Raw genomic sequence first — 18,560 nt, 5'->3', positions numbered from 1 at the left:
AAAGAGGAATGCAGTAACACTCCTCCAGTAGATCCGTTTATACGGTGACTAGCCTATGTTATTTTTTTACTCAATAACCACTCAGCTCTGTCAAGCTTATGAGTGGTTATTTTTTGTCTTTTTTTGTTAATATATTGTAAAATTTTAAGGTATTATCTTCGGTTTATTTTCGATAATAATTCCTTGATACAACTTATGAATAGTTGGAAGTGATTTGTCATTCAATTTATTTACCATAAATTCTACAGCATCTTTAGCCATTTGATCAATCGGTATTATAATACTATCAAGGCGTGGAGATGTAACTAAACAAATAGACTGATTATCAGTACCAATAATATCTATATCTTGACCTAAAATACTTTGAATACCAGCAGAAACATAATCATTTCCAGTATATAATCCATCTAATTGTTTATGAAATTTCACTATATGGTTTCCTATTTTTAGACCATCCTTTATGCTATAAGCATCCGTAAAAATATATCTTTCTTCAAGTTCAATATCACGTTCATATAAAGCTTTCTTAAAGCCCTTTAGACGTGCTTGTTGAGCTGCATTTGAAATATTATCAATGCAAATACCAAGATTTTTCTTGTTTCTATTTAATAAATATTTTCCTGCCAAATAACCCACATTTTCTTCATCAAAATGAAAAGTAGCAATGTTTTCACTCTTAAATGCATCATTACAAACAATAATTAAACCATTGTTAGAATATTCTTCAATAATATTGTTTTCATTTTCTTTGGAGCATAAAATTACAGCATCAATTTCATTTGTTTTTAATGAATTCAAAATTTCCAATTCACTATTTTTATTAGAAAAAGTTTGGTGAATATAAGTTTTATAACCATATAGATTTAAGTTTGATGACAAGATCGATGATAATTTTGAGAAGAATGGATGATTAATATTTGGAATTGATATGGCAATTGATTTAGTAGTCTTGTTTCTGAAATAGTTTGCAATATTGTTTGGTACATAATGATGCTTATTGATATAATCCATTACTTTCTTTCTTGTGGTTTCACTAACATGTGGTTGATTATTTATTACTCTAGAAACAGTTGATTTCGAAACATTACATGCTTTAGCAACATCAAGTATATTCACAGAATTTCCTCCGAAATTTTGATTGACCTGGGAATGTTCCCGGAGTGTAGCATAAAACTATCATATCAAATTTTTATGTTGGAGGGATATAGTATGAAAGTGGGATTACTAGGTAATTTAATAAAGGATAAACAATTTATCGATAAAATGTTAAAAATTAATCATGACGATTTTATAGGTTATTATTCTGAAATGAATCATCCTTATGAGTCACATAAGGATGAAATCAGATTCAAAAAATATGATGATATACATGCTTTACTTAATGAAATAGATATGATTTTTATATCAAATGAATGTTGTTCTTTAAGTAATTTTATTAAATGCGCGAGTTATCAATTGGAAATAATAATTGAATCAATGATACCATTACAAAATAATGAATTAAGTTTATTAGAAAATATAGAGAAAAGTTACCCAAACAAAGTCTATACATATTTTATGATGAAAAAAAAGAGGATTCTAAACGAAATAAGGTTATTATTAAATGATGATATTATAGGTAATGTTGAAGAAGTATCTATTCAATATATAGCTAATTTAGAGAATATCAATAATGCAATAATAGACATAAATTCAATATATTATTGGTTCTTCGATAATGTAGTGAAAGTTGAAACGATAACAAAATATTCCTATTCAAATATCACTAATGTTAAATGGGTGGGAAATCAACTATTATTTTTTAATTGTGAAATCATTAATGACATTAATGAAAATGACCTAATAAATATTGAAATTAAAGGTAAAAATGGCGCAATTGAGTATATTAGTAATCGAAATATAATTTCTGTTATTAGTGGTGATGAAGAATTTGTCAGACCTATATCAGCTAATCAATTGAGTTCAAATTTTAATACTTTTAATATATATATAAAATCTATAGAATTGGCGAAGTATATTAATATACAAGAATTAATAAAAGTTCTATAAATAGATTGCAGGCTAAATTGAAATTAAATAATGCTTTTTGAGTATTAATCTGATAAATAATCTCGCTAATTTTTTGCATTTAAATATCATCCATTGTAAAATGTAAATGCATAAAGGAGTGCTGCCAACACTCCTCCAGTAGATCCGTTTATACGGTGACCAGCCTTTGTTATTTTATAGATCAATAACTACTCAGCTATGTCCAGCTTATGAGTGGTTATTTTTTTGTCTTTGTCAATTATTCTAATAATGAGCGGTATAATGATGGCAAAAATCATCAACATTATACTCAATAACTCAAAATCATTCATGTAGTCCTTTCCAGCAGCAACACTTAATAAACAAAATCAAAGGCATCATCCCCTAGGGCTAGCCATCACTATAAACTTAACTATTTTATTTGTCAGTACGTCTATCAACGATTGAATGATTTGCATACAAAAAAATAAGCAAAGTTATCTACTTTGCTTACCACTTTTGATAAAGAAAAATACAGATATATAAGTAATCGCACCAAGTACTCCCCAAATTAAGAAGCCATTTGAAATTGTATCGATGAGTAATCCTCCAACAAGTGGGGCGATAATTCGAGAAATTCCAGTAAGGCCTGTTAATGCATAGTACGAACCTTTCAATGCTTTTGGCGATAGTTCATCTATTCTTAAATCCCACATTGTAAATACAAAGATTTCACCAACAGTTAATATAAACATAGCAATACATAAATTGAGCAAACCTGGTGATATCCCGACTAAGATCAATCCAAGTGGTAATAATATCGCCCCAATAATGATGGATGTACTGGTTTTAATATGTTTCCCAATTTTATAAACAAAGTACTGGAGTGTAATCACAGCAATTGAATTGACGAGTGTGAGTATGGCATAATGATGAATTGCAGTTTGATATGGGTAGATTTTACTTAAATATATACTTAGTGATGACATCATTTGCGTATAGCCGAATACGATAAATATGTTTCCGATCACCAAATATAGGAATGCCTTATCCTGTTTAAAAATATACATCATATTGAAAAATGGAATGTTATTCACTGTTTGATTCGTTTTAAGATTTAAATCATTCTTATTGAAGATATTGATAAATAATAAAAGGTTGATGAAAAGTGCAGCGACTACGATATAAAATAAGTTATTAATCCCAACCCATTGAATCTGACTTGATAAATATGGTCCGATAGCAGCTGCGACATTGATTAAATAGTATCTTATATTAAAGATTAGTTTCTTATCTGCGTCAGCTGTAAACTCTGCGATAAGCACGCGATATGTAGGTTCAACTAGAGTATTACTTATGGTTGATGTAATCGAGAATAAAATAAAGCCAGAAAACGTGTGAATCATAGGGAAAGCAAGATAACTTAATATACCAATCATAAGGCCGAAATAGATGACATAGCGTTTATTGAAGCGGTCGATGATACTCCCTGAAGTCATACTTAATATGATTGCGACAATGCCTGCGACTGATAATATAATACCAATTTGAAGCCCGGAATAGTGATATGTATTGATTAAATAAATCGATAAGAAAGGCATGACCATAAACATACTGAACCTTGTGATGAATGTTGCTACAAGCAGCGTTATAATAATAGGTGAGAATCGTTTCATATATAACCTCCCTCTTAAAAATTTTTAAATCATTATATCATAAGAAATAAAAAAACTGCCGGTTTGGGCAGTTAATTATTGTCGGATCTTAAATACATTCGAGACATTCATAAAAATTACAGCAGATAATGTCGTTGTTAGAAATAAGATAATTGTGATGTATTCCGGGAGTAAGTTATATTCCATAATAACTACAAATATTGACATAAGTAACATTAACAATCCTACAAACTGGCATAACCGTTTTTCATTATACTTTGCTTTTTCTTCTTTAGGCAAAAAGTTATATCCTGCAATTAAGAAGCCTCCACGACCGGTTAACATATATATTCCAACGAGGGCAAACAATACAGTAATTACTAACATATCTTTACTCCTTGTGTTTTTTATTTATTGGTATGAAACGAATAATAAATGATAGTAGTAGCAGTACATAAAATGGATATAAGGATATTTGGTAATCATCTTCTTTGTTATTTGCACCCAAAACATCTGTGTCTATAGTGAAATAATGCCATGAAATTGTTATTGGATTTTTACCATGCATTGATATATCACTAATGTAAAACTCGGGTCTAGATATTAACCAGATAAAATACGCTACGATTAATAATATAAATATGTTTGAAATGGTTCTTCTTTTCATATATTTTACCACCCGGATATAGCGAATGCTAATATTAGTAATGCTATATAAAGTAATAATGGTATAGCTGAATAAAGTATTAGTAACGTCTTTTTAGATGTTTTCGAGATCAATGCACATAAAAATCCAATTAACCCTATGATCAAAAATAATTGGATAAAAAATTCTTGGCTATTAAAATCATCCATCATATCGTAAGGAACAAAAAAAGATAATACGAATGATAGAAGACTAATTGTTGTACAAATAATACTCATCCATTTTAATTTCATTATTTCCACCTCTTACTTCTATTATACAACATTTACAAATAAAGTATGAATCAGAAGGTAATAATGATATTCTTCAATATAATACAAGCAACCACAATGATTATTATTGATGAAATCTTATTTAATATTATTATAAACTTTCCTTCTTCATCCATAGCTCCAACTATTTTTCCGAAGTAAGCAAGTCCTATAAACCAGCACCAGGATACAGTAATACATGCGAGTGTAAAGGCGATTTTCAATTCACCTGTATACGTTGAAGCACTTGTGCCAATAACGCCAATAGTATCCATAATTGCGTGTGGATTAAGTAATGAAACACTCATTGCAAAGCCAATTTGTTTTTTGGGTGACATTGCTTCTGCTTCTTTATCTTTATTTGGTTGCTCATGCCATATTGAATAAGCCATATATAATAAGAAAAATAATCCTATGGTATAAATGACTAGCTTCAATTCAGGAAATGTATTTAAAAATAAAGTAACACCAAGTACTGCCATCAAAATTAAAAGCGTATCGCATAATGCTGCGGTAATAATGACGGGTAATGTCTTTTTCATACTTTTATGATTTGCACCTTGATTGAATACAAACACATTTTGAGCACCTAAAGGTAATATTAGACCTACTGCTAGTAGGATGCCATGTAACATCGCTTGAATCATAATAACTCCTCTCCATCCAACCAATAAATTCGGATTATTGTTATTTTACTTTGATTATAAAGTAGAATAATATTGAATTAACCAACCAGATTAATTTTTTCGTACCAACCAGAGGTGATGAGATGAATAAGAAGGATAAAATTATCAATGTAATCATTGATGAAATCAATAATGGATTATTTGAAGTTGGAGATAAATTGCCATCTCAACGAGCCTTAGCTGATCGTTTCAATGTTAATCGTTCAACGATAGTTGAAGCACTCAATGAACTTAAATCGATTGGTATATTAACAACTATCGAGAAAAAAGGGATATTCGTAAGTGATACACTTAATGTTATGGTTCATAATCATACAAAATGGAAGGAACGTATTCATCCACATATAGAAAAGCAAAATCAATATTATATAAAACGCATTAATGAACTCGAATTTGATGAAGAAATTGTACGATTAGGGACAGGTGAGTTATCTCCAGATTTAATCCCGGTTAAACAATTTCAAGATATTATGAAAGATGAATCAGAACCTCCATTTAGATCTAATTATGAAGCACCCCTTGGAAATATACAGTTAAGACAAGCTATTCAAAAGCATGTGATTAAAAGAGGAATAAAATGTAAGGTAGATGAAATTTGTGTCACATCTGGTGCATTACAAGGATTGAAGTTGATCGCTGAAGGTTTCTTATTGCCCTCATCAAAAATATATATAGAATCACCTTCATATATGAATTCAGTTAAGACTTGGAAAACAAACGCTGCGACATTAATTCCAATTGAAATTCATCAATTAGAAAGAAAATTGATGATAGAACGTCATAACCAAGCAAATAGTTTATTATACTTAAATCCAATTCTACATAATCCCACAGGTCATACTTATTCTCAAGAAATGATGGAACGGCTGATTAAAGAAAGTAATTTAATTGGATTACCGATTATTGAAGATGATATTTATAGTGAATTATGGTTTGATGGTGTACCACCATTACCAATGAAGTCGTACCAATCAAGTAATAATGTGATATATCTTGGAAGTTTATCGAAGACAGTAAGTCCTGGTCTGAGGATAGGTTGGGTTATCGCGAATCGTAATGTAGTGAAACATCTGGCAGATTTAAAGATGCAGTCAGATTATGGAGCAAGTTCAATCGCACAGTATGTTGCTGCGAACTGGTTACTACATTATCATGATGATCATATTAAGCGGTTAATAGGCAAGCTTAAAGTAAGCAGTAACATAATGCTAGAAGCATTAGATAAATATTTTTCAGATATTGCGACTTGGAATAAACCCGAAGGTTCATTTTATATATGGTTAAAATTTAAGAAGAAAATAGATATGCGAGATTTGTTTGAAACTTGTGTTAAAAATAAATTATTAATTCATCCAGGTGAAATTTATGATGAAAAACAAAAATTAGCTATACGATTATCGTATGCTTATATTGACTCGGGATTAATTGAAACATCATTGCGACAATTAAGAGATATTATTAATAAAATAACTACTTAAAGGAGTATATATGGATATACATTACAGACAATTAGAATTAGATGATATAGAAGCAATTTATGATTTATTGACGAAAGATGAAACATCACGTTACCAGTCATGGGTTATTGTAACTTTAGAGGATACAGAGCAATATATCAATCAAATGATTTCATTATGTGAACAGAAGAAAATGCACTATCGCGTGATTGAAGATAAGGATACACAAAAATTAATCGGGGTTTGCAGGATTACTTTGAATCAAAAACATCACAAGGGTGAGATAGGCTATATGATTCATCCGGATTACTGGGGCAAAGGCATTGCAACGCAGGCAGCACAATATTTAATACGATATGGTTTTCAAGACCAAGGACTTAATCGTATTTACGCAGTGACTGATATTCAAAATACAGGTTCAATCCGAGTACTAGAAAAATCTGGATTACAAAGAGAAGGTTTAATGCGCCAAGATAAAATTATACGTGGAAACTATCGAGATAGTTATATGTATAGCATTTTAAAACAAGAATATAGGGGATAAAAATGAAACATATAGAACTGGATGATGATTTAGCTCATCAAATATTTACTCGATTCCTGAAAAAAGTTTCACCTTACGGAATAAAATATTTGGGTATTCATCAAATCAACCGTATAGCAAATAAACGCTATGATGTAACATTCAAAAATAACGATGATTACTATAATCAAGGAGAAGAAGAAGCATTAGATGTCTATAATTTTTACTTTGTAAAAAATATTATGGATTCATTTCCTAATCATAAATTATATACTTTATGTTATCATACTGAAAGTTTTGAAGTTCAGTATGCTCCAGATTTATATATTGACCTTCCATCTTACCCAAATAGTGATGATGTATTGTATTATATCGACGACAAACACATGATTTGGATACCGTGGTTTGGGCATTCTATTTTTGTTATAGGTGATAAATTAATTGAAGCTGTAGATCGATTCTGTGAAAATCAACATGAACGTAAGTTTTTAATTACAATATCAGAACATAAAAGTCGTAAGTATTTTAAAGACAAATACACTGAATCAAGAGGCCCAGTGATTGATATAATTATGAAAGCAAATGATGCTGTCATAGAGCATGTAGAAATATATGAGGAAGACTTTGCATTAATAGATTATTTAATAAGTAAACATCATAATAATTATTCTATATATGGCGAAACATTTTTAGACCAAAGTCACATTTCGAATATATTAAGAGATATTCGAAATGAGCAATATGATAAACAATATGAATCTATCGTAAAAGAATTCGAAGCCATATTGAAAACGTATAATATGACGACCTTAATTATCGGAGGGTGTAGTGATTGTTAATGAACTACTAACCATCCTATGAAACCAAATATGATTAAAGCAAGTATTAATAATCCAAGGGCTTTAGTACTCATCGAACTTGCTAAGTTTCCAGTCTCAGAATACTGTGAATGAGCTTTCAAGTTACCAATAGAATTATTTTTCAATTCATCATTACGCAATGCATCTCTTTGTTCTTCTGGAGATTTATTCATTAGATCACCTCTATCATTATTTTCATTTATTATAACTGAATTGTCAGAAAAATGAAATCGTTGTTTATTTTTCATACTTGCGGGTAGTTATTTACTTTAAGATATTTCAACTAACTTAGAGGAGGCGCATATGAAAGATATCGAAATCGTAAAATACACAGATGAATTTAAGCAAGAGGTTAATGAGTTTATCATTAATATTAAACTTCATGAGTTTGATATTGATAATGTTACTTACAACAATCAACCGGATTTAAAGAACATTATGGGCACCTATATTAATACAGGAGGTCAGTTTTGGTTAGCTTTATATGAAGGTAAGGTCGTTGGCACAATTGCTTTAATAAGAATGAAAGATAACAACAGTGCTTTGAAGAGAGTATATGTTGATGAAAATATACGTAATATGAAAATCGGAAAAAGGATGCTTGATCATGTCATAAAACATGCACATGACGATGGTATTAAATCAATTTATCTTGGGACGATTGATAAATTTGAAGCGGCACAGCATTTCTATAGAAAGAATGGTTTCAACTTGATTCCGAAAGAAGAATTACCAAGTGACTTTCCGTTGGTACCAGTAGACAATAGATTTTATTATAAAGATATTTAAAGATGCCGAAAGGTGTCTTTTTTTGTATGCTTATAATAATAGAATATAATGAGGTGTTTCATGATAAGAGAAATTAATGATATTACGTTGGTTAATCAGCAGCTAATTAATTTGATAGCCTTAGCCATAAATCCAAGTAAAGCCAATGTTGCACTGATAAATGCTATTCAAAATAACAATGAGGTTTGTTATACAATTGAAAAAAATAATAAATTTCTTGGAATTATTACTATTCGTGAAAATGATGAAATATGCGAAATAACGAGTATTGCTGTTGATATGAAATGTCAAAAAGAAGGTTATGGTAAACAGTTAATAGATTATATCAAAAGAGACTTTAAAAAAATTATTGCAGAAACGGACGATGAAGCAGTTAACTTTTACAGAAAACAAGGGTTTAAAATAATTTCATTAGGAGAAAAATATCCTGGTGTTATTCGATATCAATGTATTTTTTTAAACGATTTAACCAGATAGTATTTACTTTGAATGAAATTTCCGGAATTATCATACAACTTAATTAAAGTATTTGGTAAAATTATATTGATTAATTAGTGTAAAAATTTAAAAGTGATAGAAAATAAAAACATCACTATTTTATTCATAATGAGGTAAAAGGTATGTGCATATTTTGCGATGGAATTAAGAAAGAACAAATTATTTATGAAACCGAACATTTCAAAGTTGTCTTTGATATTGATCCTGAACAGGAAGGACATATGCTCTTGATATCAAAGCGTCATTATATGAATTATATAGATTTACCGGATGAAGTTGCATTTGATTTAATTAATCTTGAAAGAAAGATGATTGAAATATTGGAGAATGAAATGAATATTTATGGTGTTACTCTTATTCGAAATAACGGTAGTGTAATGGATAATGGCACACACTTTCATGAGCATATTATTCCAAGATATAAAGAAGATGAGTTTTGGAGTAAGAAAGTAACAGAACAAATTACATTTGATTTTGATTTATTTTTATCATTACTTTCATAAGCATAGCAATCGCTATGCTTATTTTTTTACCTTAAAGTTACCTTAAAAGTATCGATAATTTAACTCATTGTCTCAATTTGATGGTAAATTGAGAGTGTAAAAGGTGAAAGGATGAGATTTATGAATAATGAATTTAAATTACAGAATTATTGGTTTATGTTGTTCTATTTAATACCATTTGCATTTTTCGATGCATGGGCAGAGATAGTTCAAGGGAGTTTGGTAGTTTATTTACCGATGTTTATATTTGCAGTTATTATGAATACGATTTTTATTAAGAAAAACTTAAGTTTTGTATTTATCTTAATCAGTATCATAGTGAGTTACCTGATAAGTTTAGGTATCAGTTATATTGCACCAGTCACTGTAGATGCTAGACATGATATCTATGCCTTAATGCCACTAGGTGTGAATTTATTTCTTTTATTTTCAACCGTTGTCTTTACTATATTCCATTCGATAACATATGTCGTAATGAAAGTTATTTATAAGACGCGTAATAAAGGCTTATACACAAAATAGAAGGAGGATTAGATGATAAATCATATTTCTTTCAAAGAAGCCTATATCAACTTCTGGCGTAATTCGATTGATTTTTCAGGTCGAGCCAGTCGCAAGGAATATTGGTTTCCGATGATAGTGAATGTTGTTATAGTACTTCTTGTGATAGCGCTGGCAAATCAGATTGATGTTTTGTTAGGGATTGATCCTGACAAAAACTTGAGTGCATCAAATATAGTTGATAAGACCTTAGGATTTATTTTTTCGTTCGCAATACTTAGTGTAACAGTACGAAGATTTCATGATATCAATCTACCTGGCATCTTTGCAATTATACCGGGTTGTCTAGCTATGATAATGGTTATTGGAGCATTAGTTTTAAGTCACATAGGAGTGAACACTGAAGGAGTAATGACAAAAGTAGTGCCAGTAGTGTTAATTATTATTGTAATTGTTTTTATATTAACGTTATTAAAAGACGGTACAAAAGGTCCTAATAAATACGGGGAAGATCCGTTAAATAGATAAAAATTCAGCTATAAGTTAATTGTAATTATAGTGTCATTAAAAAATTAATAATTTATATAAATATAAGGAGAATGAACATGAAAAAATTACTTGCAGCAACTATTATCACAACATCTTTAGTATCACCAATGGTTATGAATCAATCAGCAGAAGCGGCTACGAATTTAGCTAAGAAAACAATTGAACTACCAAAAATCAATCAAACAAATATTAATCAGATGAAAAAAGGAACTTTTAAATATTATGGTGTGGGTTTAGGTATGACCAATAAGCAGGTTGAAGATAAGATTGGTAAGACAAAGCTAACAATGGGAATGCATGATAATGATGATATTATTGGGACACATTATTCAACAGTGTACGGAAAAAGTGAACGTCTATGGTTAAATTTTTACGATATTAACTATAAAACAAAATATAAAGATGCAAAACTTGCGACGATGTCTTTTAGAACAGATGATAAATATATTACCAAAAAAGAATTTGAAAAATATACGGGAAAAGCTACAGACTATCAAGGTAATATGAAAAAAGATACTGAAATTATACGTATGTATGGTAATCTTCATGTAGCTTATTGGAAACAAAAAGGGAAATGGTTGGTATATAATTATGGTATCGTCAGTCCTATGAATGAGGTAGGCATGCATGAATACGGATTTAAAAAAGGACGTAAATTACCTGCAGGTGTAAAACTACCGAAATGGATGATTGCTGAAAAAACGTATTAGAATAATTTTATAAAAATCATGAGGTGATAATATGGACATTTTTTCGATGATTTCAAGTTGGACTTTTGTTATTATTATTGCAACGTTAATGACTATTGAAGATAAGAAGAATCAAGTGAATGTTACCAGTAAAAGAAGTTACTTATATATTGCAATGGATGGTATATTGAGAATCGCGATATTATCTGTCGTAATGAAATTGTCGATGGATTTGATGTTGAATATTTTAAACTTATAAATTTTTAATGGGTCATTTTATATTTTAAATAGTATTTAATCAAAAAACCAGACACTAATTTTCAGTGTCTGGTTTCTCATATTTTAATCCAAAAATTATTGGCATGAAAAGTACAACAAGTAATTCATGAAACATCCAACTTGATGCTAGTAAAGCAATCAATATACTTAACCAAAAAGAGTCAAAGTAATATGATCCGAATCTCATGAATGAACCTCCTATTATTTGTTGAATTCCTCGGATTTCTTGTAATAAGCTATCGTTGAGTATACCAACACAGCTGTAATTCCAATCATTGCTAGTACCTGATTTTCACCAGTTCCAGCCTGGTAAAAAGCTAAGAAAACTAATAAGCCTGATAACATATATATCATCACTGAATATGTTTTTGATAATGCATGTAACATAACTAATCTTTCACCTTCATCTATATGGTTGATGATTGTATTTAATATATTTCTGTCCTCATAATCAATTTCAAAATCTGAATTAGTTATTTGAGGAAATAGAGAGATTACTTTAATATTTTGCTTGCGTGAAATAACGACAAAGATAAAAAATACAATTGAAAATACAATGCACAAAATAATATTATGTTTTGTTGGTTCAAATAAGAAATTTGCGATATTTAAAGCAATGGCTAATACTGACAAATTAGTCGCATTTACAATATTCATAGACGCTTTATTGTAATGTTTCAGTTGATATATATATTGATCATCTTCAGATAAATTTTGAGTATTTTTCATATTATTACATTGCTTTACTGATAAATAATATAAGTAAATTGCTATTAAAAAGAGTAAGCCTATTATATATGGGATAAAATCTATATTAAATTCTTTATTAAAATAATTGATGATGTCTTGAGATAATGGTATAGCTATCCCTAAGATAAACCCAACAAATGCTCCTATGACTAGATAGATAATAGATTTTTGTATTTTCTTGTTTGATCTCATAACTCATCCTCCTCAAATATAAATACATTTTCTACGGGTTCATTAAAGATTCTCGCGATGCGAACTGCTGTAAGAATGGACGGCATAAAATCATCGCGTTCTATCAGTGAGATTGTCTGTCGAGATACATGCGCAAGCTTTGCAAGTTGTGTCTGATTGTATCCATCACGCGCACGAAGTTCTTTTAATCTATTCTTCACATTTTATGACTCCTTTCCTGTTATTTCTATTACAGTGTAATGCATGATATTCATTTTGACAAGTATATTTGTCAAAATGAAATTGATATTTGTCATTAATCTAATGGATGCTTTAAGGATATATTGTTGATGACATCCTTTAACTTTAAACTTTTTGTAATTTATTAGTCACTGATGTATGATGAGTTCAGGAGTGTGAATATATGAATAAAGAATTAAAAGAATGGATCGTTTCCATATCAATAGCAGTTGCTTTAGTACTTGTAGTAAGAACATTTTTCTTCGTACAGTATCAGGTGAGCGGTGATTCAATGTTCCCGACATTTGAAGACAAAGATAGACTGGTCATCAATAAGATGGCAACCTGGACTGGTGGACTTGATCGCGGTGATGTTATCGTTTTTCATGCCGATAAGAAAAAGGATTATATTAAGCGTCTTGTAGGACTTCCGGGTGATAAGGTTGAATACAAAGATGATATCTTATACATAAACGGGAAAGCTGTTGAAGAAAATTATTTAAAATCAAATCGTACATTAGCTATCGGTGATCAACTGACAGAAGACTTTACAGTGAGGAACTTAGTTAATAGTGATGGCAAGGATAAGATTCCTGCAGGTAAATATTTAGTGCTTGGAGATAATCGCGAGATTAGTTTAGACAGTCGAAAGTCTCTTGGATTAATAAAAAGCGATAGCGTCGTTGGTAAAGTATCTTTCAGATTCTGGCCATTTAAATCTTTTGAGACAAAGTTTTATGAGGATGATTTCAAAGAAGTCAATCAGGCAAACTAACCTTATTGCTTGGGAGGGGAAAGGTTATGTTACAGGAAGAAAAGATTATAGAAATTGCACCTGTTGATACTAAAATATTAGAAATGGTCGGACGCATCCCACGTCGCATCAGTAGTTTTATTAAAGAATTTGCTATGGATCAAAGCATAGGGAATCCAAGGTTTACAAGAAATTTTAGCAATCCAAAACGTTTTTATCTCGTTTACAATGAAGAATTTGCAATATTATATGATATTAATCAAAAACTCATTGTTCATGAAACAGATGTCACAGAGCTCGTCGATACCAATCATAAAGAAATTAAGTTTGATTTAGGCGATAGTATGTACGAAGTTCATAAGGTTGTAAGAAGATAGAGTAACTATTCAGTTGATTCAACTGAATAGTTTTTTTATATAAAAAAAGAAGCATCACTGAAAGTGACACTTCTTTTTTAAGCTTATGCTTTATTCTTTATATTAGAATCCCCAAGCTGATAAACCTTGAGCTCTGTATGCTTTAGTTGCAGCATTGATTTGGTCTTGAACTGTAGCAGTTGAACCCCAACCTGGCATAGTTTGGAATAAACCTGAAGCTCCTGATGGGTTGTATGCATTTACTTGACCATTTGATTCACGTGCAATGATGTGCTCCCAAGTTGAAGCTGATACACCAGTACGACGAGCCATTTCTTGAGCAGCAGCGCTACCAGTAGAACCAGCAGTGTTACCATTACCTAATACGATACCGCTTGTACGTGTGCTTGCTGAAGTTTTAGCAACAGGAGCAGTGTAAGTTTTAGCAGCTGCTTTAGCAACAGGTGCTTGGTAAGTAGTAGTTGAAGCTTGAGATACAGGAGCTTTGTAAGCTACTGGTTGAGCAGCAGGTGCTTCTACAGCTTCTGTGTTTGTTGAAGCAGCAACAGTTTTGTTTACTACTGAATCAGCAGCACCAGTATATTTGTATTCCCAAGTCCATTGAATACCGTCTGATTTGAATTCGAATTCATAACCGTCTTTAACGAAGTTATACTCGTAAGCACCAGCGTGAACTGGTTTTTCATTTAATGATTCAGAGTTTGCTAATGCTAACTCAGCTAATTGATCAAAGTTTACTTTAACTTCTTGAGTGTTTTCTGCAGCTTGTGCTTGGTTAGAACCAGCTACTCCAGTTACGCCTAATGCTAATGCTAATGATGATGTTAAGATTGCTTTTTTCATAATATATAAATCCTCCAGTAAATTCGTTTTAAAATTTGTTTTAGTATTTTAAATGATATATTTTCTTAAAAATTAGTTTACGTGTTTTTATAAAGCCGATTTTTGTTTGGCTTGCTTATCGACAAATAAAACTATAACACAAAATATCTTTTCATAAGTTACAGCGAAATAACAAATCATTACAACAAAAAAGCAGTTTTGTAACATAAAAGTTTGTGATTTGTTTTTCAGTAACGGTTCAAATTAGAACATAAAATTCTACTGATTTCAAAACATATGGGTAATTGATAGATAAAATACATATGATTTTATGGAATAAAGTGTAAAAAATATGGGGGTGTATTATTTTTAAAAACATGTGTTGGCCCTTGTTAATAAAGCGATGTAATTGGATGAAGGGATTTTTATGACTATTCTCTGTCACAATTTAGACATATTTTGATATTTTTAAGGGGTATGACTCATTTTATAAGGTTAATCAACTAATCTAATGATAAATACTTTTTCACTTTACTTGAGTGAAATGTTACAAAACGGCTGTTTTCTGTAATATTTCTGATAATATCTACTATAAAAATGCTCATTTATTGTATTCATTGATACTTTTGATGTACTTTTTTCTTTTAAAAGGTTTACCTTCTAATATTAATGTATGATATTTAGGGACTGATAATGATTATAAAATTGAGTTTCTTCTATATTAATAGTGTTTTAATGTTTGATTTTGCAATTCGCTTTTCTTAAGCAAAAAACTCTTGAGGCTATAATTCCTCAAGAGTTTTCGTTTTAAAGTCTGATTTCATTTTATGGATGTAGTTAGATTCAGGAGTAACAATGACTGTCGTTTGATCAGTATAAGTTACAAATCCTGGTTTAGATCCGTTAGGTTTATAGACATATCGTATTTCTGTGTAATCTACAGGAATTTTTGATGATCCTTGCGCTTTAGAGAAATGTCCCGCTAACATAGCCGCATCTTCTATGGTACCGTCAGTGGGCTGATTATCCAGAATCACTACATGGCTTCCAGGGATATCTTTCGTATGGAACCATAAATAATTGTTACGGCCCATTTTATGCGTGATATATTCATTTTGCAGATTATTTCTTCCTACAACAATTACTTGATGATCGCGTGACAGATAATGATCAATTTCCTGTTTCTTGTTCTTCTTGTCATTTTTCTTATGTTTTTTCTTAATCAGATTTTGCTCAGCTAATTCATTACGAATATCATCGATATCATCCAGCTCGATATGATTGAGTTGCATCTGAATCGTCTGAATATACTCAATCTCAGCTTTCGTTTCTTCTATTTGAACTTTAGCATGTTGTTTACGTGTCTTTAATCTGTTGTATTGCTTGTAATAATATTGTGCATTTTCAGCAGGTGTCTTTCTAGGGTTTAGCGGGATAGTAACTTCTTCATTATTATAGTAATTAATTGTTTCTAACGATTTCATTCCTTGTTTTAGCATATACATATTACTTGTGATTAATTCACCGAATAAATTCATCTCATCCATTTGATTGGTTTCTTCAAGCTCATTCACTAGTTTTGCAAGCTTTTTTTCATTTTTAGTAAGCAAGCTTGTTAAATGTCTGGAGAGATCGTTTGTTTGATTTCGAACGCGTTCGCGGTTCGCACGATCTTTATAGAAGTCATCAAGCAGGTGACTTAGTGTATCAAATGTTTCGATGTTAGTTGCATTCATCACAGGTTTATAATAGAAATCTTCTTTATCGTTTAAAGTAAATGCTACTGGACGTGTCTCATTATCATCCATAAAGGTTCTAAAAGATTCATCGATATCGTTACCTATATTGAGTATTTCATCAACGGCAACTGGACTGAATCCTTCAAGAGTATTAAGTATGGATTTTTTTAACTTTAATGCAGGATCCAGCAAGTCACTAATCATCGTTAACTCAAATGGATTACGTTTCTTTAAAGTCGGTGGTAGTTCATACATAAATCCGGGCATAAGCGTTCTGGCACTATTTGTATTAGGTGTCAGGTGCTTTAAACTATCTAATATTTTTTGTTCATGATCCGTTAAAATAATATTACTATGTTTACCCATAATTTCTATGAAAAGATGACGTGTAATAGGGTCACCAATTTCATTGGTATTATTGATGATGATTTCAACGATGCGGTCATTACCGATCTGTTTGATTGACTGTATAATTCCGCCTTCAATATGTTTGCGTAATACGCGCAAGAACATAGGGGGTTCAAATGGGTTGTCTAAAGATTTTTCAGTAATATGAAAGCGCGCAAAATTTGGATGCGCAGATAATAATAATTTTTGGTTTTTTCTATTCGCACGAATGACTAACACAACGGTATAGTTATCAGGTTGCGTTATCTTATTGATACGTGCAGTTTCTAAAAATGATAATTCATTTATCATTTGATGTGTAAATAAGCCGTCAAAAGCCATATGCTCACCTCTTTTTTTCGTTCTATTAGTGTAACATGAATTATTCCTTATTCCTACATGAGAAGATTGTCATGCTGAAAAAACATACTAGGGTAATATTATCATGTATTTTTCGGTCATTTTATGATAAATTTAAATATAATTACTTTTAAATGAAAGGTCGTTATTATGGAGAAAGAAAAAGGTTTATTAATCGTCTTATCAGGTCCGTCAGGTGTTGGTAAAGGAACTGTACGTAAAGCAATTTTTGATGATCCGGAAACAGATTTTGAGTATTCTATTTCTATGACTACTCGCAACAAGCGTGAAGGCGAAGTGGATGGTGTCGATTATTTCTTTAAATCAAGAGAAGAATTTGAAGCTTTAATTGAAGAAGATGCATTTATAGAATATGCAGAATATGTTGGTAATTATTACGGAACACCTGTACAATATGTTAGGGATACGATGGATGCTGGGAAAGATGTATTTTTAGAAATAGAAGTACAAGGTGCACGTCAAGTACGCAAAAAATTTCCTGAAGCACTATTTATTTTCTTAGCACCACCGACTTTAGAACATTTAGAAGAACGCTTAATCGGTCGTGGTACTGAATCACAGGATGTTATTCAGAATCGCATCCTTGAAGCACGTAAAGAAGTTGAAATGATGAATCTTTATGACTATGTTGTCATTAATGATGAAGTGATGGATGCAAAAGAGAAGGTTCAGACGATTGTTGAAGCTGAACACCTAAAACGTGAACGTATAGAAGCACGTTTTAGAAAAATGATATTGGAGGCAAAATAAATGTTAAACCCACCGTTAGATCAATTAAAGAAAAACGTAAATTCTAAGTACTTAATCGTAACACTTGCAGCTAAACGTGCGCGTGAATTACAGGACAACCCAGAAGGTGCACTACTTGATGATTATATTTCTTATAAACCAGTAGGCCGTTCATTAGAAGAAATCGCAGCACATAAAATTAGAATAACAAATGAGCAACCAAACTAAATCTGAGACTGACAAATTAATTTTTGTCA

At 30.7% G+C, this 18,560-nt stretch carries 26 protein-coding genes; 15 read left to right on the top strand and 11 right to left on the bottom strand.

The genetic code is table 11. The features are described from left to right. Positions 1-144: 144 nt before the first annotated feature. Positions 145-1,116 carry a LacI family DNA-binding transcriptional regulator gene (locus ACMGE6_RS12045; RefSeq protein ID WP_414053952.1) on the bottom strand — a complete coding sequence of 324 codons (972 nt, stop codon included), beginning with the start codon at positions 1,114-1,116 and terminating at the stop codon, positions 145-147. Positions 1,117-1,209: 93 nt separating this feature from the next. Here ACMGE6_RS12045 and ACMGE6_RS12040 point away from each other — a divergent pair, with 93 nt between their 5' ends. After that, positions 1,210-2,049 carry a hypothetical protein gene (locus tag ACMGE6_RS12040; protein WP_414053951.1) on the top strand — a complete coding sequence of 280 codons (840 nt, stop codon included), beginning with the start codon at positions 1,210-1,212 and terminating at the stop codon, positions 2,047-2,049. 455 nt (positions 2,050-2,504) lie between these two features. On the opposite strand, the gene ACMGE6_RS12035 is transcribed toward ACMGE6_RS12040, so the two are convergent. The 4 genes from ACMGE6_RS12035 to ACMGE6_RS12020 all read right to left on the bottom strand — a co-directional run bounded on the left by ACMGE6_RS12035 (position 2,505) and on the right by ACMGE6_RS12020 (position 5,266). After that, positions 2,505-3,683, bottom strand: coding sequence for an MFS transporter (locus ACMGE6_RS12035; protein ID WP_414053950.1), 1,179 nt, complete (start codon positions 3,681-3,683; stop codon positions 2,505-2,507). 75 nt (positions 3,684-3,758) lie between these two features. Continuing rightward, entirely contained in the window at positions 3,759-4,049 is a 291-nt protein-coding gene (locus ACMGE6_RS12030; RefSeq protein ID WP_414053949.1) for a DUF3784 domain-containing protein, read from the bottom strand. A 4-nt stretch (positions 4,050-4,053) separates the two neighbouring features. Then, positions 4,054-4,329, bottom strand: a complete 276-nt coding sequence (locus ACMGE6_RS12025; RefSeq protein ID WP_414053948.1) for a hypothetical protein — start codon at positions 4,327-4,329, stop codon at positions 4,054-4,056. A 322-nt stretch (positions 4,330-4,651) separates the two neighbouring features. Beyond that, positions 4,652-5,266 carry a LysE/ArgO family amino acid transporter gene (locus ACMGE6_RS12020; RefSeq protein WP_414053947.1) on the bottom strand — a complete coding sequence of 205 codons (615 nt, stop codon included), beginning with the start codon at positions 5,264-5,266 and terminating at the stop codon, positions 4,652-4,654. Positions 5,267-5,388: 122 nt separating this feature from the next. On the opposite strand from ACMGE6_RS12020, the gene ACMGE6_RS12015 reads away from it, so the two are divergent. From ACMGE6_RS12015 to ACMGE6_RS12005, 3 genes are read left to right on the top strand one after another with little or no spacing between them, the layout of a single operon-like run. After that, entirely contained in the window at positions 5,389-6,783 is a 1,395-nt protein-coding gene (locus ACMGE6_RS12015) for a PLP-dependent aminotransferase family protein (protein WP_414053946.1), read from the top strand. A gap of 10 nt (positions 6,784-6,793) precedes the next feature. Continuing rightward, a complete protein-coding gene (locus ACMGE6_RS12010) occupies positions 6,794-7,306 on the top strand; it encodes a GNAT family N-acetyltransferase (protein ID WP_414053945.1) in 513 nt (170 codons plus the stop codon). Positions 7,307-7,308: 2 nt separating this feature from the next. Continuing rightward, positions 7,309-8,124, top strand: a complete 816-nt coding sequence (locus ACMGE6_RS12005; protein ID WP_414053944.1) for a hypothetical protein — start codon at positions 7,309-7,311, stop codon at positions 8,122-8,124. Here the strand turns inward: ACMGE6_RS12005 and ACMGE6_RS12000 are convergent. After that, the gene (locus tag ACMGE6_RS12000; protein WP_414053943.1) at positions 8,121-8,318 is read right to left on the bottom strand and encodes a DUF6366 family protein; all 198 of its coding nucleotides are present in this window, start codon (positions 8,316-8,318) and stop codon (positions 8,121-8,123) included. The genes ACMGE6_RS12005 and ACMGE6_RS12000 overlap by 4 nt on opposite strands. 130 nt (positions 8,319-8,448) lie before the next feature. Between ACMGE6_RS12000 and ACMGE6_RS11995 the strand changes: the two genes are divergently transcribed. The 7 genes from ACMGE6_RS11995 (at position 8,449) to ACMGE6_RS11965 (ending at position 11,933) form a co-directional block, all read left to right on the top strand. After that, entirely contained in the window at positions 8,449-8,934 is a 486-nt protein-coding gene (locus tag ACMGE6_RS11995) for a GNAT family N-acetyltransferase (protein ID WP_414053942.1), read from the top strand. Between the two features lie 60 nt (positions 8,935-8,994). Further along, complete coding sequence (locus ACMGE6_RS11990; RefSeq protein WP_414053941.1) at positions 8,995-9,411, top strand: GNAT family N-acetyltransferase; 417 nt, start codon at positions 8,995-8,997, stop codon at positions 9,409-9,411. Positions 9,412-9,554: 143 nt separating this feature from the next. Beyond that, complete coding sequence (locus ACMGE6_RS11985; protein WP_414053940.1) at positions 9,555-9,935, top strand: HIT family protein; 381 nt, start codon at positions 9,555-9,557, stop codon at positions 9,933-9,935. Between the two features lie 120 nt (positions 9,936-10,055). Next, positions 10,056-10,457, top strand: coding sequence for a hypothetical protein (locus ACMGE6_RS11980; RefSeq protein ID WP_414053939.1), 402 nt, complete (start codon positions 10,056-10,058; stop codon positions 10,455-10,457). 12 nt (positions 10,458-10,469) lie between these two features. Beyond that, the gene (locus tag ACMGE6_RS11975; RefSeq protein WP_414053938.1) at positions 10,470-10,964 is read left to right on the top strand and encodes a DUF805 domain-containing protein; all 495 of its coding nucleotides are present in this window, start codon (positions 10,470-10,472) and stop codon (positions 10,962-10,964) included. 77 nt (positions 10,965-11,041) lie between these two features. Then, positions 11,042-11,695 carry a hypothetical protein gene (locus tag ACMGE6_RS11970; RefSeq protein ID WP_414053937.1) on the top strand — a complete coding sequence of 218 codons (654 nt, stop codon included), beginning with the start codon at positions 11,042-11,044 and terminating at the stop codon, positions 11,693-11,695. A 31-nt stretch (positions 11,696-11,726) separates the two neighbouring features. Further along, a complete protein-coding gene (locus ACMGE6_RS11965) occupies positions 11,727-11,933 on the top strand; it encodes a hypothetical protein (protein ID WP_414053936.1) in 207 nt (68 codons plus the stop codon). A gap of 54 nt (positions 11,934-11,987) precedes the next feature. Here the strand turns inward: ACMGE6_RS11965 and ACMGE6_RS11960 are convergent, their stop codons facing one another. The 3 genes from ACMGE6_RS11960 to ACMGE6_RS11950 are packed head-to-tail and all read right to left on the bottom strand — an operon-like array spanning position 11,988 to position 13,095. Continuing rightward, positions 11,988-12,140: a hypothetical protein gene (locus tag ACMGE6_RS11960; protein WP_414046675.1), complete on the bottom strand. Its 153-nt coding sequence runs from the start codon at positions 12,138-12,140 to the stop codon at positions 11,988-11,990. 14 nt (positions 12,141-12,154) lie between these two features. Beyond that, positions 12,155-12,895 (bottom strand): DUF3169 family protein, encoded by a 741-nt coding sequence (locus tag ACMGE6_RS11955; protein ID WP_414053935.1) that lies wholly within the window; start codon positions 12,893-12,895, stop codon positions 12,155-12,157. Next, on the bottom strand, positions 12,892-13,095 hold the full coding sequence (locus ACMGE6_RS11950) for a helix-turn-helix transcriptional regulator (protein ID WP_138072374.1): 204 nt from the start codon (positions 13,093-13,095) through the stop codon (positions 12,892-12,894). The genes ACMGE6_RS11955 and ACMGE6_RS11950 overlap by 4 nt, the downstream gene beginning before the upstream one ends. A 203-nt stretch (positions 13,096-13,298) precedes the next feature. Here ACMGE6_RS11950 and lepB point away from each other — a divergent pair, with 203 nt between their 5' ends. Both lepB and ACMGE6_RS11940 read left to right on the top strand, forming a co-directional pair. Beyond that, on the top strand, positions 13,299-13,889 hold the full coding sequence (lepB, locus tag ACMGE6_RS11945) for a signal peptidase I (RefSeq protein ID WP_414047976.1): 591 nt from the start codon (positions 13,299-13,301) through the stop codon (positions 13,887-13,889). A gap of 26 nt (positions 13,890-13,915) precedes the next feature. Further along, positions 13,916-14,245: a hypothetical protein gene (locus ACMGE6_RS11940; protein WP_414053934.1), complete on the top strand. Its 330-nt coding sequence runs from the start codon at positions 13,916-13,918 to the stop codon at positions 14,243-14,245. Between the two features lie 102 nt (positions 14,246-14,347). Here the strand turns inward: ACMGE6_RS11940 and ACMGE6_RS11935 are convergent, their stop codons facing one another. Continuing rightward, the gene (locus tag ACMGE6_RS11935; RefSeq protein WP_414046668.1) at positions 14,348-15,088 is read right to left on the bottom strand and encodes a transglycosylase SLT domain-containing protein; all 741 of its coding nucleotides are present in this window, start codon (positions 15,086-15,088) and stop codon (positions 14,348-14,350) included. A gap of 761 nt (positions 15,089-15,849) precedes the next feature. Further along, complete coding sequence (locus tag ACMGE6_RS11930; protein WP_414053933.1) at positions 15,850-17,535, bottom strand: Rqc2 family fibronectin-binding protein; 1,686 nt, start codon at positions 17,533-17,535, stop codon at positions 15,850-15,852. 168 nt (positions 17,536-17,703) lie between these two features. On the opposite strand from ACMGE6_RS11930, the gene gmk reads away from it, so the two are divergent. Together gmk and rpoZ are read left to right on the top strand one after the other, a co-directional pair. Further along, positions 17,704-18,324: a guanylate kinase gene (gene gmk, locus ACMGE6_RS11925; protein WP_414046666.1), complete on the top strand. Its 621-nt coding sequence runs from the start codon at positions 17,704-17,706 to the stop codon at positions 18,322-18,324. Beyond that, positions 18,325-18,531 carry a DNA-directed RNA polymerase subunit omega gene (rpoZ, locus tag ACMGE6_RS11920; RefSeq protein WP_262996692.1) on the top strand — a complete coding sequence of 69 codons (207 nt, stop codon included), beginning with the start codon at positions 18,325-18,327 and terminating at the stop codon, positions 18,529-18,531. Positions 18,532-18,560: the final 29 nt, after the last annotated feature.

This window comes from Macrococcus equi (assembly GCF_047426745.1).
Lineage (GTDB): Bacteria > Bacillota > Bacilli > Staphylococcales > Staphylococcaceae > Macrococcoides > Macrococcoides equi.
This window is presented reverse-complemented; position numbering and strand designations above follow the sequence as displayed.

Excerpts from the sequence above, each read along its gene's own strand:
- ACMGE6_RS12040 (WP_414053951.1), top strand. The coding sequence starts at position 1,210 with ATGAAAGTGGGATTACTAGGTAATTTAATAAAGGATAAACAATTTATC.
- ACMGE6_RS12035 (WP_414053950.1), bottom strand. The coding sequence starts at position 3,683 with ATGAAACGATTCTCACCTATTATTATAACGCTGCTTGTAGCAACATTC.
- ACMGE6_RS12030 (WP_414053949.1), bottom strand. The coding sequence starts at position 4,049 with ATGTTAGTAATTACTGTATTGTTTGCCCTCGTTGGAATATATATGTTA.
- ACMGE6_RS12025 (WP_414053948.1), bottom strand. The coding sequence starts at position 4,329 with ATGAAAAGAAGAACCATTTCAAACATATTTATATTATTAATCGTAGCG.
- ACMGE6_RS12020 (WP_414053947.1), bottom strand. The coding sequence starts at position 5,266 with ATGATTCAAGCGATGTTACATGGCATCCTACTAGCAGTAGGTCTAATA.
- ACMGE6_RS12015 (WP_414053946.1), top strand. The coding sequence starts at position 5,389 with ATGAATAAGAAGGATAAAATTATCAATGTAATCATTGATGAAATCAAT.
- ACMGE6_RS12010 (WP_414053945.1), top strand. The coding sequence starts at position 6,794 with ATGGATATACATTACAGACAATTAGAATTAGATGATATAGAAGCAATT.
- ACMGE6_RS12005 (WP_414053944.1), top strand. The coding sequence starts at position 7,309 with ATGAAACATATAGAACTGGATGATGATTTAGCTCATCAAATATTTACT.
- ACMGE6_RS12000 (WP_414053943.1), bottom strand. The coding sequence starts at position 8,318 with ATGAATAAATCTCCAGAAGAACAAAGAGATGCATTGCGTAATGATGAA.
- ACMGE6_RS11995 (WP_414053942.1), top strand. The coding sequence starts at position 8,449 with ATGAAAGATATCGAAATCGTAAAATACACAGATGAATTTAAGCAAGAG.
- ACMGE6_RS11990 (WP_414053941.1), top strand. The coding sequence starts at position 8,995 with ATGATAAGAGAAATTAATGATATTACGTTGGTTAATCAGCAGCTAATT.
- ACMGE6_RS11985 (WP_414053940.1), top strand. The coding sequence starts at position 9,555 with ATGTGCATATTTTGCGATGGAATTAAGAAAGAACAAATTATTTATGAA.
- ACMGE6_RS11980 (WP_414053939.1), top strand. The coding sequence starts at position 10,056 with ATGAATAATGAATTTAAATTACAGAATTATTGGTTTATGTTGTTCTAT.
- ACMGE6_RS11975 (WP_414053938.1), top strand. The coding sequence starts at position 10,470 with ATGATAAATCATATTTCTTTCAAAGAAGCCTATATCAACTTCTGGCGT.
- ACMGE6_RS11970 (WP_414053937.1), top strand. The coding sequence starts at position 11,042 with ATGAAAAAATTACTTGCAGCAACTATTATCACAACATCTTTAGTATCA.
- ACMGE6_RS11965 (WP_414053936.1), top strand. The coding sequence starts at position 11,727 with ATGGACATTTTTTCGATGATTTCAAGTTGGACTTTTGTTATTATTATT.
- ACMGE6_RS11960 (WP_414046675.1), bottom strand. The coding sequence starts at position 12,140 with ATGAGATTCGGATCATATTACTTTGACTCTTTTTGGTTAAGTATATTG.
- ACMGE6_RS11955 (WP_414053935.1), bottom strand. The coding sequence starts at position 12,895 with ATGAGATCAAACAAGAAAATACAAAAATCTATTATCTATCTAGTCATA.
- lepB (WP_414047976.1), top strand. The coding sequence starts at position 13,299 with ATGAATAAAGAATTAAAAGAATGGATCGTTTCCATATCAATAGCAGTT.
- ACMGE6_RS11940 (WP_414053934.1), top strand. The coding sequence starts at position 13,916 with ATGTTACAGGAAGAAAAGATTATAGAAATTGCACCTGTTGATACTAAA.
- ACMGE6_RS11935 (WP_414046668.1), bottom strand. The coding sequence starts at position 15,088 with ATGAAAAAAGCAATCTTAACATCATCATTAGCATTAGCATTAGGCGTA.
- ACMGE6_RS11930 (WP_414053933.1), bottom strand. The coding sequence starts at position 17,535 with ATGGCTTTTGACGGCTTATTTACACATCAAATGATAAATGAATTATCA.
- gmk (WP_414046666.1), top strand. The coding sequence starts at position 17,704 with ATGGAGAAAGAAAAAGGTTTATTAATCGTCTTATCAGGTCCGTCAGGT.
- rpoZ (WP_262996692.1), top strand. The coding sequence starts at position 18,325 with ATGTTAAACCCACCGTTAGATCAATTAAAGAAAAACGTAAATTCTAAG.